Origin of the sequence: Entomohabitans teleogrylli (assembly GCF_001484765.1) — a bacterium.
GTDB classification, from domain to species: Bacteria; Pseudomonadota; Gammaproteobacteria; order Enterobacterales; family Enterobacteriaceae; genus Entomohabitans; species Entomohabitans teleogrylli.
Genome location: NZ_KQ947389.1, coordinates 1 through 18,658, shown reverse-complemented (window position 1 = coordinate 18,658; position 18,658 = coordinate 1). Strand labels below are relative to the sequence as shown.

At 59.5% G+C, this 18,658-nt stretch carries 14 protein-coding genes; 4 read left to right on the top strand and 10 right to left on the bottom strand.

Going from position 1 to position 18,658, the window contains the following annotated elements:
* Positions 1 to 107: 107 nt before the first annotated feature.
* The 9 genes from torA to AQ981_RS12550 form a co-directional block, all read right to left on the bottom strand.
* Complete coding sequence (gene torA / locus AQ981_RS12590; RefSeq protein WP_420809757.1) at positions 108 to 2,606, bottom strand: trimethylamine-N-oxide reductase TorA; 2,499 nt, start codon at positions 2,604 to 2,606, stop codon at positions 108 to 110.
* Positions 2,607 to 2,639: 33 nt separating this feature from the next.
* Positions 2,640 to 3,791, bottom strand: a complete 1,152-nt coding sequence (locus tag AQ981_RS12585) for a NapC/NirT family cytochrome c (protein WP_058912095.1) — start codon at positions 3,789 to 3,791, stop codon at positions 2,640 to 2,642.
* 544 nt (positions 3,792 to 4,335) lie between these two features.
* Positions 4,336 to 4,533, bottom strand: a complete 198-nt coding sequence (locus tag AQ981_RS12580; protein WP_058912094.1) for a YbdD/YjiX family protein — start codon at positions 4,531 to 4,533, stop codon at positions 4,336 to 4,338.
* A gap of 92 nt (positions 4,534 to 4,625) precedes the next feature.
* Positions 4,626 to 6,731, bottom strand: a complete 2,106-nt coding sequence (cstA, locus tag AQ981_RS12575) for a pyruvate/proton symporter CstA (protein WP_058912093.1) — start codon at positions 6,729 to 6,731, stop codon at positions 4,626 to 4,628.
* A gap of 315 nt (positions 6,732 to 7,046) precedes the next feature.
* Positions 7,047 to 7,460, bottom strand: a complete 414-nt coding sequence (gene entH / locus AQ981_RS12570) for a proofreading thioesterase EntH (protein WP_058912092.1) — start codon at positions 7,458 to 7,460, stop codon at positions 7,047 to 7,049.
* A 171-nt stretch (positions 7,461 to 7,631) separates the two neighbouring features.
* Positions 7,632 to 8,387 (bottom strand): 2,3-dihydro-2,3-dihydroxybenzoate dehydrogenase, encoded by a 756-nt coding sequence (dhbA, locus tag AQ981_RS12565; RefSeq protein WP_058912091.1) that lies wholly within the window; start codon positions 8,385 to 8,387, stop codon positions 7,632 to 7,634.
* Positions 8,384 to 9,238 (bottom strand): isochorismatase, encoded by an 855-nt coding sequence (locus tag AQ981_RS12560; RefSeq protein ID WP_058912090.1) that lies wholly within the window; start codon positions 9,236 to 9,238, stop codon positions 8,384 to 8,386. Before AQ981_RS12560 ends, dhbA begins: the two co-directional genes overlap by 4 nt.
* 11 nt (positions 9,239 to 9,249) lie before the next feature.
* Complete coding sequence (locus AQ981_RS12555) at positions 9,250 to 10,866, bottom strand: (2,3-dihydroxybenzoyl)adenylate synthase (RefSeq protein WP_058912089.1); 1,617 nt, start codon at positions 10,864 to 10,866, stop codon at positions 9,250 to 9,252.
* A 10-nt stretch (positions 10,867 to 10,876) separates the two neighbouring features.
* Entirely contained in the window at positions 10,877 to 12,049 is a 1,173-nt protein-coding gene (locus tag AQ981_RS12550) for an isochorismate synthase (RefSeq protein ID WP_058912088.1), read from the bottom strand.
* 230 nt (positions 12,050 to 12,279) lie between these two features.
* Between AQ981_RS12550 and fepB the strand changes: the two genes are divergently transcribed.
* The gene (gene fepB, locus AQ981_RS12545; RefSeq protein ID WP_058912098.1) at positions 12,280 to 13,209 is read left to right on the top strand and encodes a Fe2+-enterobactin ABC transporter substrate-binding protein; all 930 of its coding nucleotides are present in this window, start codon (positions 12,280 to 12,282) and stop codon (positions 13,207 to 13,209) included.
* Here the strand turns inward: fepB and entS are convergent.
* Entirely contained in the window at positions 13,204 to 14,445 is a 1,242-nt protein-coding gene (entS, locus tag AQ981_RS12540; protein WP_058912087.1) for an enterobactin transporter EntS, read from the bottom strand. The genes fepB and entS overlap by 6 nt on opposite strands.
* A gap of 284 nt (positions 14,446 to 14,729) precedes the next feature.
* Here entS and fepD point away from each other — a divergent pair, with 284 nt between their 5' ends.
* The 3 genes from fepD to fepC are packed head-to-tail and all read left to right on the top strand — an operon-like array spanning position 14,730 to position 17,520.
* On the top strand, positions 14,730 to 15,737 hold the full coding sequence (fepD, locus tag AQ981_RS12535) for a Fe(3+)-siderophore ABC transporter permease (RefSeq protein WP_058912086.1): 1,008 nt from the start codon (positions 14,730 to 14,732) through the stop codon (positions 15,735 to 15,737).
* A 26-nt stretch (positions 15,738 to 15,763) separates the two neighbouring features.
* Positions 15,764 to 16,726, top strand: a complete 963-nt coding sequence (gene fepG, locus AQ981_RS12530; protein WP_058912097.1) for an iron-enterobactin ABC transporter permease — start codon at positions 15,764 to 15,766, stop codon at positions 16,724 to 16,726.
* Positions 16,723 to 17,520: an iron-enterobactin ABC transporter ATP-binding protein gene (gene fepC, locus AQ981_RS12525; RefSeq protein ID WP_058912085.1), complete on the top strand. Its 798-nt coding sequence runs from the start codon at positions 16,723 to 16,725 to the stop codon at positions 17,518 to 17,520. Before fepG ends, fepC begins: the two co-directional genes overlap by 4 nt.
* The last annotated feature ends 1,138 nt before the right edge of the window (positions 17,521 to 18,658 follow it).

Genomic DNA, 18,658 nt, shown 5'->3' with positions numbered 1-18,658 from the left:
TTCCGGAACCCCCAGCCTAGCTGGGGGTTTTCTGTGCACAAAAAAATCCCGCGCCAGAAGGCGCGGGATTGGGGATGTTACGCTCACCGCAGGTAACAGCGTCTTTGCTACGCTCCCTGCGGCACGCTGTGCGCGGTATTCTGCAATACCGGCCCGCTGTACTTCTCGATCTCCAGTTGCGCCATCTGCCCACAATTACCCTGCGCCAGGCTGGAGGAGCCGATATCGAAAGTCAGGCAGTTCACGTTGCCATTTTTGCATAGCGAACCGGGCTGGGCCGGATCGGCCGGGTCGAACCACGCTCCTTCGCTGATACGCACCACCCCTTCGCGGACATTTTCCGTCACCACCGCCCCCACCAGAATCTGGCCGCGATCGTTGTACGCCCGCAGCAGGTCGCCATCCTTAATACCGCGCGCCTGGGCATCTTTCGGGTGGATCCACACCGCTTCCCGATCCGCCACCGCATATTTCTTACGCAGCGGCGTATTGTCCAGTTGAGAATGCAGGCGATTAATCGGATGACCGGTATTCAGGGACAGCGGGTACTGCGCCGCCTCCGGGCCGCGGTACCACTCATGGGGCGGCATCCAGGTGGGGATCCCCTTGCAGTCCTCATAGCCCATCTTCGCCACCGCATCGGAATAGATCTCAATTTTGCCGGACGGCGTACCGAGTGGATTCAGCAGCGGATTATCGCGGAAATCGGCAAAGCGCACCCACTGTTTGTTCTCTTCCGGGATCGGGAAACGAATGTAGTTGTTGGATGCCCAGAACATGTCAAACGGCGGCAATGCCACCCGGGCGGTACGCGCCTGGGTTTTCAGATCATCGTACATCCCTTTCAGCCACAGGGTCTCATCCTTGCCTTCGGTAAAGGCGTCGTGGAAACCCAGTTTGTCTGCGATACTGGCAAAGATATCGAAATCATTCTTCGATTCATGCTGCGGCGGCACGCACTGACGCAGCGGGAAGACATACAGTTGCGAGTAATCGCCGCCCATGTCCATATCATTGCGTTCATAGGTTGTGGTGGCTGGCAGCACAATATCGGCATGTTTGGCGGTAGCGGTCCAGTACGGCTCGTTGACCACGATGGTTTCCGGATGCTGCCACGCCCGCACCAGATTATTGGTATCCTGATGCTGGTGGAAGGTGTTGCCCCCGGCCACATACACCATTTTCACATCCGGGTAGGTCACTTTACTGCCGTTGAAATCGATAGTTTTGCCCGGATTCGCCAGGCAATCGGCGATACGCGCCACCGGGAACGGCGCCAGCGCCGCCCCTGCCGCCGACGTCGGCTGACCGGCGGAGATCCCCGCCAGAATTCCTCCCTTCGCCGTCGGACTACCGCCGGACGAATAGTGGTAGCTGAAGCCGAAACCGCCGCCCGGCAGGCCTATCTGGCCGAGCATGGCAGCCAGCGTCACCAGCATCCAGTGTTGCTGTTCGCCGTGATGCTGGCGCTGGATCCCCCAGCCGCCCATCAGCATAGTGCGGTTCTGCGCCATATCCCGGGCCAACTGGCGCAGGGTATCGGCATTTACACCGCAAATATCCGCCGCCCAGTCGGCATCTTTCACCACGCCGTCGTCCTTGCCGGTCAGGTAATCGGTAAATTTGTCAAAGCCGACGGTATAGGTCTTCAGGAAATCTTCGTTATGGCGTTTTTCCGCCAGCAGGGTGTGAGCAATACCGGCCATCATGGCACAGTCGGTATAGGGGCGCGGCGCAATCCACTCGGCACCCAGTTCCCTGGCGCTGTCGTTATGCACCGGATCGATACTGATCATCCGGGTGCCTTTCTTCTTCAGCGCCTCAAACCCGGTCTGCCCGACGTGATCCGGCACGTTCCAGCTGTTTTTCAGAGTGATCAGCGGGTTGCATCCCCACATCACCACCAGTTGGCTATTGTCGATAACATTCGGCCAGGCGGTCTGCTGCTCATACACTTCAACCGATCCCACCACGTGCGGCATGATGACCTGCGCGGCGCCGGTGGAGTAATCACCAGCGTAGCCCTGGAATCCCCCAGCGAGATTCATCATCCGCTGTAACAGAGTACGGGCGTTATGCAGCATTCCAACACTTTTCCAGCCATACGAACCGGCGTAGATAGATTGTGGGCCATGATCTTTTTGCAGACGACGAATCTCATCCGCCACCAGCGTGAACGCTTTATCCCAGCTGACGCGTACCCACTCATCGCGGCCGCGCAGTTCCGGACGGCTATTGTGCGGCCCGCCCTCCAGCCAGCTTTTGCGCACCACCGGATATTGTACCCGGTTTTCCGCGTGTACCTGATACGGCGCCATGGTGATCAGCTCGTTCGGCACCGGATCGTCCTGGACTGGCTGAACCCCGACCATTTTGCCGTTTTCCACCAGCGCCTCAAACGCGCCCCAGTGGGCCCCGGTCAGAATGCCTTTCTGCGCCTGGCGCAACGCGACAAACTGCGGCAACGCTTCGCTTATCGCCTGCGCCAGCGCGGACTTCGGCCACAGGCCGCCAGGCAACGCCGCCGCGGCCAGCAGAGCGCCGGCTCCGGTAACAAAACGGCGGCGGGTCAGTTGCATGGCTGGCTGCTGACTGCCGTCAGCCATGTCGTATGATTTATGGTTTTTCATCATGGCTCCTTATTGTTTTTGCGCGCTGTTCATGTCGCTGGCGTGTTTCTGGACGTACTGGGTCAGAACGCGAATCTGTTCCTGAGACAGCGACGTGCGGCCGGCCATTCCTTTCACCACCCCAATCCACTGGTTAGCATTAAAGCGATCCAGGGCGGTCAGGCCATGACAACCGGTACAGTTGGAAGACATCATGTCAGAGGCGTAGCGCCAAATTTTCTGCTGATCGTCGATCAGGTTTTTCTTCGGCAGCCAGACCTGCAGCGCCACTTCATGCCACACCTGGCCGGTCTCTTTATCGGTAATGGTACTCAGGGTTTTCAGCTGTTTACGGGCATCATCCCCCAGTAGCACACTGAGAATACGTTTCCCCTGAGCGGCATAGAAAGCTTCCGCCACGCCGTCCTGCTGCCAGCCTTTTACGTCGGCCTGCACCATGTCGCCGTCGTGTTTCACCACCTGCACTTCGGTGGATGGCATCAGGTTACCGGCGGAATGCCGGGTATCCTGCGCGGAAAGGAAGAAAGGTTGAGTTTCGATGGTGTACAGCGTCGTGGCGGAATCCGGGGTTTTCGCCGCCGCGCTCGCCAGTTCACTGGCTCCTGCCGCCGCCAGACTGCTCATATTCGGCAGAATATGCGCGACCCCTTTATGGCAGTCGATACAGGTTTCCCCTTCTTTAATAGCAACCGGATGTTGCTGACGCGCTTCCGGCGACTGGGCCAGAATGTCCATCGCCTTGTAGTCATGGCAGGAACGGCAGGTGGCGGAGTCATTCTTCTTCAGCGTGTCCCAGACACTCTGCGCCATCGCCAGTTTGTGGGCTTCGTATTTTTCCGGCGTATCAATTTTGCCGGTCATTTCCCCCCAGACATCCTTCAGTGCGCCAATTTTGGTGGTCAGGTAGTCCAGCGGCTGATGAGGAACGTGGCAGTCGGCGCATTCGGCGCGAATACCTTTCGGGTTCTGAAAGTGAACACTGCCCTGATATTCCGCCAGCGGCTGTTGCATGGTATGGCAGGAAACACAGAATTCAGTATCGCTGGTTTTATGCATTACCGTCGCAGTGCCTGCCAGTAATACCGCCCCCAGTATGGCGCCCAGCAATAAAAGCCACAGCCATCCCCGGCGTCTGCCGGAGAATCTTTTTTGATTATTCATAGAGTAATCCGTTTATGAGTATTATTTAAACTACGATACGACACCATCTCCCGGAAAATTATAGACACTGTTTGACACATTGTTCTGTTTAACATCAAAAAATAACAATAAAGGAGTAGCCGGGGATTTTATTGATGATAATTAATACAAAAACAACCAGAAAAATAATCACTCCCTTTAATATCAATAAGATAAAATCATAAGCGGAGTTAAGACAAATATTATCCATTCATTATCGACAGCAGGGTAATAACCTGGGGTTATTTAAGAAGACGCAGGGAGGTTTATTTTCGCTTATAAATCATACAAATTCGCTATATAACAAAAAACATATCGAAAACCGCAAATTCTCTGTATTTAATGGCTTAGCTTGTTTTATTTAACATTAATTCGCCAGCGCAGGATAAAAAAGAATCATTGGGCGCTATGCAGGAAAGGTCTGTCTGATAACCGGGAGGGCGAACGAATTCAGAAAAGGTGGTGGAGAGATAACCGGAATCCCGGTAGCAGGATTAATACCAGGAACCGGGGAAGACCAAAAAATTCAGCAGCAGCGCGCGCCGCCTTTACCGCCATAGCGCGCATCCTGGCGATCGCGGAAAAACTCTTCATAGGTCATAGGCGTTTGATCCGGATGGGTCACGCGCATATGTTCAACATAATTGTCATAATCCGGCATCCCCACCATCAGTTTGGCGGCCTGGCCGAGATATTTTCCTGCTTTGGCAAGGGTATCAAACATCGGGGTACCTCTCAGGGCGAATCATTGTGCGACAGGGCGAATAGCTGCCACGCTATCCGCCCCGCCGCGTTCAGTCAATACCGTTCAGGCAATTAGTGAGCACTTTTCGCCTGGGAGACGATCTCGCGGTAGTTTTCCGGCATCGGCTCGTAAGGTGTTTCTCTGGCCGTCGGTTTGTCCGACTTCAGCGACTGCAGAGCGGTCTTGATCGAGAACAACCCGAGTACCACCACCACAACCATAAAGAAGATAGTCAGACCGGCATCCAGACGGTTGTTAAACACCAGTTGCGCCAACTGTGATTCCGTATACTGCGGCGGAATCGCCCCGCTGTCGATCATCGCCTGGAACTTATTGGCCACCGCCAGGAAGCCGACTTTCGCATCAGCGCTGAAGGCTTTCTGCCAGCCGGCGGTCAGCGTACAGACCAGCAGCCATGCCGTCGGCACCAGCGCCACCCAGGCGAATCTCTGGCGCTTCATCTTGAACAGCACCACCGCACACAGCATCAGCGCCATCCCGGCCAGCATCTGGTTAGCGATACCGAACAGCGGCCACAGGGTGTTAATGCCGCCCAGTGGATCCACAACCCCCTGATGGAGGAAGTAACCCCAGGCCAGCACGCACAACGCCGTTGCCAGCAGGTTAGCCGGCAGCGAATCGGTACGCTTCAGCCCCGGAGAGACAACCCCCAGCAGATCCTGGAGCATAAAGCGCGCGGAGCGAGTACCTGCATCCACCGCGGTCAGAATGAACAGCGCCTCAAACAGGATAGCGAAGTGATACCAGAAGGAGACATCCATTAAGCCGCCCAGCGCACCGTGCAGAATATAGGCCATCCCCACCGCCAGGGTCGGCGCCCCGCCGGCGCGGGAGATAATACTCTGCTCGCCGACTTCATCAGCGATCCGCGTCAGGGTATCCGGTGTTATCTGAAAGCCCCAGCTACTCACCACCTGAGCGGCGGAAGCGACGACATCCGTTGTTCCGGCCGGCGCCAGCACCGCCATCGGGCTATTCATGGCGAAATAGACGCCCGGGTCAATAACACAGGCCGCCACCAGCGCCATGATCGCCACAAACGACTCCATCAGCATGCCGCCGTAGCCGATCAGGCAGGCCTGATCTTCGTTAGCCAGCATCTTCGGCGTGGTGCCGGAGGAGATCAGCGCGTGGAAACCCGATACTGCGCCGCAGGCAATGGTAATAAACAGGAACGGGAACAGATCCCCGGCCCATACCGGCCCGGTACCATCAATAAATTTGGTCAGGGAAGGCATCTGCAGCGTTGGACGCATGATCAGAATACCGATCGCCAGTCCGACAATGGTACCGATTTTCAGGAAGGTGGAGAGATAGTCGCGCGGCGCCAGCAGCAGCCACACCGGCAGCACCGCCGCCACAAACCCATAACCCACCAGCATCCAGGTCAGTTGTACGCCGGTAAAGTCAAAATACGGCGCCCAGGTTTCGCTCTGCGCCACCCATCCGCCGGAAATAATGGCGAAAATCAGCAGCACCAGACCGATAATCGACACTTCGCCAATGCGCCCGGGGCGGATATAGCGGGTGTAGATCCCCATGAAGATAGCCAGCGGAATGGTAAAGGCGACGGTATACGTCCCCCATGGGCTGTGGGTCAGCGCTTTCACAACGATCATGGCCAGTACCGCAAGGATAATCACCATAATCATAAAGCAGGCCACCAGCGCGATAACCCCGGCGGTATTGCCCATCTCCTCTTTCACCAGTTCCCCGAGCGAACGCCCGTCGCGGCGGGTGGAGACGAACAGCACCATAAAGTCCTGCACCGCGCCGGCCAGCACCACCCCGGCAAGGATCCAGATCATCCCGGGCAGATACCCCATCTGCGCCGCCAGAACCGGGCCCACCAGCGGACCGGCGCCGGCGATAGCCGCAAAATGGTGACCGAACAGCACTTTCTTATCGGTAGGCACATAGTCCAGCCCGTCGTTATGCCGTACCGACGGCGTCATACGTGTCGGGTCCACAGACAGAACGCGCCGGGCGATATACAACCCGTAGTAACGATAAGCGATCAAATACACGCAGACCGCGGCAACAACAATCCACAGGGCATTGATTTGCTCCCCGCGGTTTAGAGCAATATAACCGAGAGAAAAGGCTCCCAGCAGCGAGAGCGCAATCCAGATAAGGAATTTCCCTGACTTGTTCATAGTGGGTACCGTTGTGTAAATCTGTGCAAAGGAAGATGTTACATTTTGTTTCCAGGACATTGGACCCGATTTCACAATCCACTAACAGGGGAAAAACGTCCTGAAGCACAGCTTTTAACGATATTGTTAACGTGATCACTATTAACTGTATCGCGAAGAAAAAAGTTTGCCAGGAGAAGAGCAGAAAAACAGGGGATAACTGTACATTTTACAGGGATATAAGCATCAACCGGCAGGTGTGCGAGACCGTGGCGCAACAACCCGGGAGCGGCGCCAGCCAGATGCCGCCGCAGACCCGCTCCCGCTACCCGCGCCTTAGCCGAGCAGCATAGTACTCAGCCGGCTGGTACAACAGCGCCGATCGCGCTCGTCATAAATGGCGATTTCCCAGCACTGACTGGTTTTCCCGAGATGCAGCGCCTGACATACCCCGCGCACCACGCCGCCGGTCACCGCCCGGTGATGAGTGGCGCTGATTTCGGTTCCCACCACGCACTGCCCTTCGGCGGAGGTCAAAAAGCCGGCCATTGACCCCAGGGTTTCCGCCAGCGCCGCGGAAGCGCCGCCGTGCAGCAGGCCAAATGGCTGCACCGTCCGGGGATCCACCGGCATTTCCGCCTCCAGGGTATCGTCATCAAGCCGGGTATAGCGAATACCCAGATTCGCCACCAGGGTCTGATCGCTGGTGGCGTTTAGCTCGTCCAGCGTTAAAACTCGTTTCCAGATCATGCCATTTTCCGCTCATGGCCCGGACAGCCCGCGCTCCCCGGGAAACGTTGATAAAAGGTCGGGCGCTCTACGGCCCTCGACTGAAGCAATGTATTGATTTTCTGGCCAAATGACAAAGACCACCTGGTTTCCCTTGTGGTCTTTGGTCATCCACAGGCGCGGCGCTTAGCCCTAGGCCCCCAGGGTGGAACCGCCGTCAATCACTATATCCTGCAGCGTGATATGGCTGGCCGCCGGCGACGCCAGGAACAGAATGGCGGCGGCTATTTCCTGCGGCCTGGCAATTTTACCCAGCGGGATACCCAGCTTGAACTGCTCCGCGAAGCCGCGGATACGCTGCTGTTCAGCGTCCGGCGTTTGCCACATATCACGCTGCATATCGGTATCCGTCGACCCGGGCGACACCAGATTGCAGCGCACCCCAAAGCTGGCCAGTTCCAGCCCGACGGTCAGCGCCAGGCTCTTCAACGCCGCCTTCGACGCCCCATAGGCCGACATCCCGATGCGCGGAGTGTGCGCGGCGTCAGAAGCGACGGTTACGATCGCCCCGCCGCGCTGCTGGCGGAACACTTCCATGGTCGCCTGAAACAGGTTAAACGCTCCGCCGACGTTGACATCGAACGTCTCTTTCCAGGCCTGCTGACTGAGCGCATCGGTCGCCCCCATACGCAGGATCCCTGCGGCATTCACCAGCACATCCAGACGCGGATTCTCTTTCAGCAAACGCTGGGTCACTTCCGCCACCCGGGAAGCGTCGGCGACATCCACCTGGGTGATGGCAAACGGATACTCCGCCTGTGGGAATGCCAGATCCAGCCCGGTGACCCGGGCTCCGGCTTCATGGAAAGCCAGCGCCGTCTGGTAACCGATACCGCGCCCGGCCCCGGTCACCCATACCGTCTGGCCGCTGAACGACGCCCCGCTCATGGGCGCGGCTCCCGGGACAGCAGCGCCCACCAGGCATCGATGGTCGGCGCTTTCGCCAGCATGACGAAATCAATATCGCTGTACACTTTCCGCCAGCGCGCCGCCAGCGCCATCATACGTACCGAATCCAGGCCGTAGTCGATCAGGTTCTCATCGTCCTGCGGTTCATCAGATTCATCAAGCAGCGGCAGGACCAGCGCGCGCAGTTGCGCCTTGCTTTGCGGCACCGGCAGCAGCTCGCTGGTCAGCACCACGCGACCAGTACGTCCGGCGGTGTATTTCAGAGCCATCATGTGATCTTCGCGGCTGAAGTCCGCCAGCGCATCCGCCACCATAAAAGGTTTGATATCGCGCATAAAGGCATCGGTGGCCGTGGTCATGCAGCCGATATGGGCGTACACGCCGCAGATAATCAGTTGATCGCGGCCAGTCTCTTTCAGCGCCTGCTCCAGCGGCGAGCGGATAAACGCGCTATAGCGCCACTTCACCAGCACGCTATCCGATTCGTCCGGCGTCAGCGCCGCCACCACGCCCTGCTGCTGCGGATGATGATTAATCCCCGGCCCCCACATGTCATTGAGCAGCGCCCGATCGTCATCGCTCTGGCCGTGGGGCTGGGCGGTGTAGTACACCGGAATATGCTGCTGCTTACAGAACTGGCGCAGGGCGGCGATATTGGCAATCACCTGTTCGATCATCGGGCAGTTCTCGCCCCAGAAATTGATGAAATAGTCCTGCATATCGTGAATTAACAGCGCGGCGCGCTGGGGTTCGAAAACCCAGTCTACTTTACTGGCGGGAATGTCCGCCGCGCCGGGCAGCGCATAAGCGTTCAGTTTAGGGATAGCCATACGGTCTCCTGTTATTTCATTGCCAGCCGGCGCTCAGCGATCTGCTGGCGCAGCCGTTTCTTATCCACTTTGCCAACCGGCGTCAGAGGCAGCTCGTCAACGATTTCCACCCGATCCGGCAGTTTGTAATCCGCCACGCCCAGTTCGCGCAGATAGCGGCGCACCTCCACCGCTTTGATCGGGCGCTGCCCGACAATAAAAGCGCAGCTCTTCTCGCCCATCAGTTCATCTTCCATCGACACCAGCGCCGCATGGAGGATCGCCTCATGGCGCAACAGCAGATTTTCCACCTCTTCCGAGGCGATTTTCTCCCCGCCGCGGTTGATCTGATCCTTCTCACGCCCGACTACGCGGATATAGCCATCCTCGCCGATGACGATCAGGTCGCCGGAGCAGTAAAAACCGTTGGCATCAAAGGACTTCGCGTTATGTTCCGGGCTGCGGTAATAGCCGTGGAAGGTGTAGGGACCGCGGGTCATCAGGCGCCCTTCACACCCCACAGGCAGCGGATTGCCCTCTTCGTCCGCCGCCCACACTTCATCATCCGGGCACATCGGTTTCCCCTGCGTCGTGAAGATGCGCTCAGGATCGTCATCCAGCCGGGTATAGTTCACCAGCCCTTCCGCCATGCCGAAGACCTGCTGTAACTGGCATCCCAGCTCCCGGGGAATGCGCCGCGCCAGCGCTTCGGAAAGACGCGCCCCGCCGACCTGGAGCAGTTGCAGTGACGCCAGCGCCTCGCTGGTACCCCACTCCTGTACCGCCTGCAGCCACAGACTGACCGCCGGCGGTACCAACGCCGTAACATTAATTTGCTGCGCTTTAATCAGCGGGAAACACAGGGTCGGGCTGGGGTCGCTGGCCAGCACCACACAACCAGCGCCATAAAATACCCCCAGCCAACCCGGGGAACTCATCGCATAGTTGTGCGCCGCCGGAATGGCGCACAGAAAGCGCGTCCGATCGTCAAAGCGGCAGATCTCCACGCTGCGGCGGATACTGTAGTAGTAGTCATTGTGGGTGCGCGGGATCAGCTTCGGCGTGCCGGTACTGCCGCCGGACAGCTGGAAAAAGGCCACTTCGTCCGCCGCCGATGGGGCGACCCGAACGTTATCGATCGGTTCCGCCAACATCGCGGCCAGCGACCGCTCGCCATCATCATGGAGCAGCGCCACCACGCTGAGCGCCGGCGACAGCGCCGCCAGGCGGCTAATAAATGCATCGTCAGCGAACAGACTGTGGTGACGATCGGCAATCACCAGTCGCGGCTCAACCTGAGCGGCATACGCTTCCAGCTCGGTACGCTGATGGCTGAACAACGCGTTAACCGGCGCCACGCCGCATTTCAGCAGGGCAAATAAGACGATACATAATTCAGCGACGTTGCCCAACTGGACCAGCGCAGTGTCCCCGGCCTGCAAACCGCGACGCCCCAGCGCCGCGGCCAGCCGATCGGCGGCGGCATTCAATTCCCGGTAGCTGTATTGCCGTTCGCCGTCGATCAACGCGATCGCGTCATTGTTCGCCTGACGTTCCAGAATGTCGGTCAGGGGAAGATCGATCCAGTATCCTTTTTCCCGATAGCGCGCCGCGAATGGCGCCGGCCATCGATTATATGCAATCGCCATAGTCGTTCCTTTAGTGCAATCCAAATACTTTCAGCATGGTGCTGAGCTTAACGCCGGTTTCGTGCCATTCAGATTCCGGAGAAGAGGCCGGGACAATCCCCGCGCCGGCAAAAAAGCGCGCCCGTTCGCCCTGCAAACGCGCGCTGCGAATGGTGACCACCCACTCACCGTTGCCCTGCGCATCGCTCCAGCCGACAATACCGCCGAACAGGTCGCGGTCGAAGGGTTCCAGCTCGGCGATCAACTCCCGGGCGGCCTGATGCGGGAAGCCGCTCAGCGCCGGCGTCGGGTGCAGCAGGCAGGCCAGCGACAGGGCATTTTCCCCAGCGCGGCACAGACCTTCGATCGGCGTTCCCAGGTGCCATAGCGTGGGGGTGGTAATCAATGACGGCGTTTGCGGCACTTCCAGATGCAGCGAACGTCCGGACAGTTGGCTACGCATCGCCTGGATCACCAACTGATGCTCATGGCGATCTTTTTCCGAACGCATCAGCGCCTCGCCTTCCCGTAAATCCAGTTGTCGATCGACGTGGCGCGGCGCTGAACCGGCCAACGGCAGCGAACTAAAATGGTTTCCCTCTTTGCGCAGCAGCAGTTCCGGGCTGGCGCCCAGCAGCACACTGCCGTCGGCGAGCGGGAAATGAAAATTGAAACTGGCGGGGTTTTGCGCCACCAACTGGCGCATTAACGCCAGGCTGTCGAGCGGCCGCCGGCAGGCAATATCAATCAGCCGCGACAATACCACTTTGTCCACCGCCGGCCCGGCTGCCGCCCGGGCACCGCGCGCCACCATATCCAGGAACACCGGGCGATCCGGGATTTCCTGGCGCGACACCGCCTGCGGACGTGGCGGGGCCTCCGCCGGCAATTGCGCCTGGCAGGCCTCCCGGGACAGCCACTGGTAGTGGCGGGGAATCACCAGTTCCGTCGGACGCCGGGGATCGAAGGGGATCGCGCCGACCACCACCGGCTCGGCAATTCCCGCCTGGCGGGCAGCGTCAAATGCCTGCGCCAGCGTTTTCTGGAAATGCCCGTGCAACTGGTCGCCATCCTGAGCCGGCGTATGAATGCGGGTAAAACAGCCGGATGCGCAGAGACTGCGAAACGGCGACATGAACAGAAAACGATCGGTTACCGGCGCCGGACACGGCTGTGTTTGCCCTTCTATCAGTGCCATATCCATCTAAACCTCCACTAAAACGATAAGTGAATTAATAATTATTATCATTTGTATTTATGGTTCGGTAACCTAAGCGCAGAACCCCATCATGTCAATTAAAGGTAAAAATTTTTTTACCTATTCTTCCCTTGCCCGGCATGACGATTGCCGTGAAAATGAGAAGCATTAACAACCTAAAACCAGGATAACCCGTCGTGACTTTCAGCCTTTTCAGACTTTGTGCCGCCACAGCGCTGGCCGCGCTGTTTTTCGCACTTTCCTCACTGGCTTTTGCCGCCGACTGGCCGCGCCAGGTGACCGACAGCAAAGGGGTACATACCCTGCCACAGGCGCCGACGCGCATTGTCTCGACCAGCGTAACCCTGACCGGCTCGCTGCTGGCGATCGATGCCCCAATCGTCGCCAGCGGCGCCACCACGCCGGGCAACCGGGTGGCGGACAACCAGGGTTTTCTGCGCCAGTGGGGCGATATCGCCCGCCAGCGCCAGGTACAGCGTCTGTACATTGGCGAACCCAGCGCTGAAGCAGTCGCCGCGCAAATGCCCGACCTGATTCTGATCAGCGCCACCGGCGGCGATTCCGCTCTCGCCCTTTACGACCAGCTTTCCGCCATTGCGCCGACCCTGGTGATCAACTACGACGATAAAAGCTGGCAGCAGTTGTTGACCGATCTGGGCGCCATCACCGGCCATGAGCAACAGGCCGCCGCCCGTATTGCCGATTTCAACGAGCGCCTCGCCAAAGCGCGGGCGAAAATGACACTGCCAGCCCAGCCAGTCAGCGCGCTGGTGTATACCCCCGCCGCCCATACCGCCAATTTGTGGACGCCCGCCTCTGCCCAGGGGCAGTTGCTGGAACAGCTCGGCTTCACCCTCGCAACACCTCCCGCCACGCTACAAACCAGCCAGAGCCAGGGGAAACGCCACGACATTATTCAACTGGGCGGCGAAAACCTCTCTGCCGGTCTGAATGGCCAGTCGCTGTTACTGTTCGCCAACAGCGACCAGGAAGCGGCCGCGCTACAGCAGGATCCGCTGCTGGCGCACCTGCCTGCCGTTGCACATCAGCGAGTATGGGCGCTGGGTACCGAAACCTTCCGCCTCGACTACTACAGTGCGACACGGCTGCTTGAGCGACTGGCCACGCTGTTCCCGGCATCATGATTTCACGGGCGGCGGCGTCGGCGGTAAGCGCCGCAGCTGGCTGAGCAATAGCGTCAGTACCATGCCCAGCGCCGCCAGCGTCCAGCCGGCGGCGCTGGCGGAACCGGCGGGCGTCATAATGACGCCGAGACTACCCAGCAGCGCGGCGCCAATGGCGTCGCCGGTCACGTTCTGGGCGGTCCACAGACCGTTAATCCGCCCCAGCATCTCGTCCGGCGTCCGGGTTTGTAGCAGGGTGTACTGCAACAGCGAGCTGATAGAACTCAGATAGCCAAACAGCGCCAGGCACAGTAGCCCCAGCCCCCACACCGGCATCAGGCTGAATACGCCGATGGCCATAAACGCCGCCACCGCGCTCAGCAGTAACAGCATTCCCGGCCGCGACGCATGGGCAATACGCCCGCTGGTCAGGGCGCCGACGGCGGCCCCCAGCGGCAGAGCGGCATACATCAGCCCAATCTGCGCGGCGCTCATCTGCCAGTCGCCGGCCAGCGCCGGGTACAGCACCCGCACCGCCGTCGCCATGGTCAACAACCCGCCAATCAGCGCGATGCCGCCCACCACCGGGTTACGCACCAGAAATCCCAACCCCGCCAGCAGCGCGCGCAGCGGATGCACCCTGGGGCGCTCCGGCGGCATCAGCGCCGGCAGTTTCAGCAGCGGTAACAGAGTGATGAATGTCCCCAGCGCCGCCAGCCCGTAGTTCCAGGCCACGCCGCCCCAGGCGAGCAGCACGCCACCCAGCATCGGCGAGATAACCGATCCCAGCCGCACCGTCAGCATAGTGATCGCCCCGGCCTGCATCAGATTTTCCCGACCTACCAGCGCCGGCGTGGCGGCCAGCAGCGCAGTCACGCCGATGGCGCCAAAAAAGCCGTCCCAGACGCCCAGCAGATAGATTGCCGCTAGCGAAGGCTGCGCCAGCAACGCGTTAACGCACAGGCCGATAAACCCAATGCCGCAGGTGGCGCGCGCCATCAGGATCAGGCGTCGCCGCTCATGGCGATCGGCCAGTACGCCGCCGACGATCAGGCCGACAAACATCGAGCTCCCGGTCAGGGTGACGGACATCCCGACCTGAAAAGTAGAGCCGGTGAGGGTTTGAATTTGTACCGGAACGCCAACGCCGAGCAGACCCAGCGCGAGGATTGAAATAAAGCGGGCCAGAAAAACGGCGCGAAAAGCGGGGTTGGTTTTTAACAGGCTAAGATTGAGTAGCAAAGAGTCCCGGTTCATGACATGCCTTCATGCCTGGTCCACCAGGCGTTATCGTTACAGCCAATCCGGACACCGATGGAGCGTCAGGATATGCGCTGCACTCCCCTTCAGGCCGCCGCCGCGTTTACAACATCTCTGCCGGCGTGCGAACGCTGGTCCGGTTCAAAATGGCCAATAAAAGCGTCCTGTAGCGATAAGCAGTAAGCAATTTTCCTTATCAACATCAGGGCCGCTCATGCTACCATAAATAAATAAAACTAATAACGATAATAAATATCATTATTAATACCAGGAAAGAAGTTATGTTGGTCTCCCGTTCCCCGGCACGCATTACCCTTTTGCTGAGTCTGGTCGTATTACTGCTATTGGTGGCAGTACTGAGCCTGCTGCTGGGCGCTAAACCCCTTCCTTTTTCTACCGTCGTGGATGCACTCAGCGGGCAGTGCCGCAGCGCCGATTGTACTGTCGTGCTGGATGCCCGATTGCCGCGCACCCTCGCCGGGCTACTGGCTGGCGGCGCGCTGGGCATGGCCGGGGCGCTGATGCAAACGCTGACCCGCAATCCGCTGGCCGATCCCGGACTGCTGGGCGTCAATTCCGGCGCCAGTTTCGCCATTGTACTGGGCGCCGCGCTGTGGGGCGCGACCTCGCCGTTGGCGCAGGCCGGGCTGGCGTTCTGCGGCGCGCTGCTGGCGGCGCTGACAGTGGCCCTGACCGGCAGCCAGGGCGGCGGGCAACTCAGCCCGGTGCGTCTGACGCTGGCGGGCGTCGCGCTGGCCGCGGTACTGGAAGGGTTAAGCAACGGTATCGCCCTGCTCAACCCGGCGGTCTATGACCAGCTCCGTTACTGGCAGGCCGGTTCGCTGGACATCCGCACTACCATCACTCTGCAAACCCTGGTCTGGCCAGTACTGGCCGGCAGCGCTATCGCCCTGCTGCTGGGGCGCGCCCTGAACAGCCTGAGTATGGGCAGCGATACCGCCACCGCGCTCGGCAACCGGGTGGTGAGAACCCAGTTGCTCGGGCTTATCGCTATTACCCTGCTGTGCGGCAGCGCCACCGCCGCGGTAGGCCCGATAGCCTTTATCGGCCTGATGCTGCCCCATATGGCGCGCTGGATAGTCGGTCCGGATCATCGCTGGTCATTGCCGGTCACGCTGCTGGCGACGCCGGCGCTGCTGCTGATTGCCGATATTATTGGCCGGCTGATTGTTCCCGGCGAGCTGCGCGTATCGGTGGTCAGCGCCTTTATCGGCGCGCCGGTGCTGATCTGGCTGGTACGCCAGCGTCGCCACGGAGGTGTCCAGTGAGCCGCCTCTCCTCCCGCCTGATTCTGATGGTACTGCTGTGTGGTCTTGCGGGGCTGGCGCTCAGCGCCTGGAGCCTGACCGGCGGCGCGGTGCCGCTGACCCTCAGCCAGGTGCTGAACAGTTTAACCGGCAGCGCGCCGCGCAATGTCTCTCTGGTGGTGGTGGAATGGCGTCTGCCGCGCGTCCTGATGGCGCTGCTGATTGGCGCCGCGCTGGGCGTCAGCGGCGCTATTTTCCAGTCGTTAATGCGTAACCCGCTCGGCAGTCCCGATGTGATGGGTTTTAATGCCGGCGCCTGGAGCGGGGTACTGGTTGCGCTGGTATTCTTCGGCCAGAATACCTCCGCCGTAGTCGCCGCGGCGATGGCGGGGGGAATACTCACCTCTTTCGCCGTCTGGGGGCTCGCCTGGCGCAACGGTATTGACGCTTTCCGGCTGATTATCATCGGTATCGGGATGCGCGCCATGCTGGTGGCGTTTAATACCTGGCTGCTGTTACAGGCGTCGCTGGAAACCGCACTCTCCGCCGGACTGTGGTATGCCGGTTCGTTGAACGGCCTGACCTGGGGAAAAATCTTTCCTGCCACGCCGCTGATTGTCGTGACGCTGCTGGTCGCCTCGCTGTTGGTCAGACGCCTGCGGCTACTGGAAATGGGCGATGACAGCGCCTGCGCTCTTGGGGTGCCGGTGGAGCGCTCGCGTCTGTTACTGATGTTGACAGCGGTGATCCTTACCGCCGCCGCTACTGCGCTGGGCGGCCCGATTTCATTTATTGCACTGGTCGCGCCGCATATCGCCGCGCGCCTCAGCGGTACCGCGCGCTGGGGACTGTTCCAGTCTGCGCTGTGCGGCGGCCTGCTACTGCTGGCGGCCGATTTATGCGCTCAGCGCCTGTTCCTGCCTTATCAACTCCCGGTAGGCGTTGTCACCGTCAGCCTGGGGGGGATCTATCTTATTGCTTTACTGATTCAGGAGTCCCGGAAACGATGAACGCAGATATCGCAGCCCGCCTGCGCGGCGAACAGCTGACGCTGGGTTACGGGAAACATATTGTCGCCCGGGAGATGACCGTGGCGCTGCCGGAAGGGAAATTTACCGCCATTATCGGGCCTAACGGCTGCGGGAAATCAACGCTGCTGCGCACCCTGAGTCGGCTGATGAAGCCGCTGCATGGCGATGTGTTGCTGGACGGCGGCAGTATTCAACAACTGGCCACCAAAGAGGTGGCGCGGCGTATCGGTCTACTGGCCCAGAACGCCAGCGCGCCGGGAGATATCAGTGTGCGCGAGCTGGTGGCGCGCGGGCGTTACCCTCATCAACCGTTGTTCAGCCGCTGGCGTCAGGAAGATGAGCAGGCGGTGGCGCGCGCCATGGAGGCGACCGGGATGATGGCGCTGGCCGACCGGCCGGTGGATACGCTATCCGGCGGGCAACGCCAACGGGCGTGGATCGCCATGGTGCTGGCGCAGCAGACATCGATTCTGCTGCTCGACGAGCCGACCACCTGGCTGGATATCAGTCATCAGATTGATTTGATGGAGCTACTCAGCGATCTGAACCGCCGCGAGGGATACACCCTGGCCGCGGTGCTGCACGATCTGAATCAGGCCTGCCGCTACGCCACCCATCTGATCGCGTTACGCGATGGCGAGATTGTCGCCGAAGGAGCGCCGGGAGAGATTGTCAGCGCGGAGCTGATCGAAGCGATTTACGGGATGCGCTGTATGATTATTGAGGATCCGGTGGCGGGAACGCCACTGGTGGTGCCTCTGGGGAGGGGGTAGTTTTTTTGTTTTTGCGCTTATGTGGTGTTGCTGTTTTTTCCGCTCACGCGGTGAGTCGGATGTGAGTCTGAAGCTCCGCTTTTTTCCGTTCACTTTATGTTTAGTGCTCTTTGTTGACTCCGGTTATCAGTGAACGGGTCGGGGAGCGTCCCGCTCCCGGCCTTGTCCCGCGGACCGGGTATGACTTGATGTCCTGTTTTGGTATACCGGCTGGCATCGGTCTGTGGTGTTACTGTTTTTTCCGCTCACGCGGTGAGTCTGGAGTGAGTCTGAAGCTCCGCTTTTTTCCGTTCACTTTATGTTTATTGCTTTTTGCTGACTCCGGTCATCAGTGAACGGGTCGGGGAGCGTCCCGCTCGCTCCCCGACACCCCTCGCGGCCCCGCAACGGAAATCGCCGCTTCGCGGTCCCTTCCACTCCCGGCCTTATCCCGCGGACCTGCATAACTCGATGTTCTGGTGCGGTATGCTGGCTGGCATTGGTCTGTGGTGTTGCTGTTTTTTCCGCTCACGCGATGAGTCTGGAGTGAGTCTGAAGCTCCGCTCTTTTCCGTTCACTTTATGTTTAGTGCTTTTTGCTGACTCCGGTCATCAGTGAACGGGTCGGGGAGCGTCCCGCTCGCTCCCCGACACCCCTCGCGGCCCCGCAACGGAAATCGCCGCTTCGCGGTCCCTTCCACTCCCGGCCTTATCCCACGGACCGGGCATGACTCGACGTCCTGTCTCGGCATGCCCTCCCGGCGCCATCCGTGGCGCCGGGTCCTTGTCTCGCGGCCTTCGTTACAGCGATTTCCAACGGGGGGATTTCCCGCTGCCATTTTATTGTCTGGTTTGCAGCATCATTGTCGCGGTAAGACTGGTTTAATTCTTTGAAAAATAGCTGTAAGTCTGCGGGAAGTCTGCGGGAAGTCTGCGGGAAGTCTGNAAGTCTGCGGGAAGTCTGCGGGAAGTCTGCGGGAAGTCTGCAAAAAATTACAACAACCTCAAAACAAGAACAAAAGCCCTTACCTGGAAACGATTATTTCCTGAAAGTTCCGGTAACGCCCTAACAGCAATAAACATGCCTTTTAAATCCCCGATTTTACCGCGGGGGGGTTGAATCCGGCTTAAAATCGCCGGCAATTTTTGTGGATGGCCGG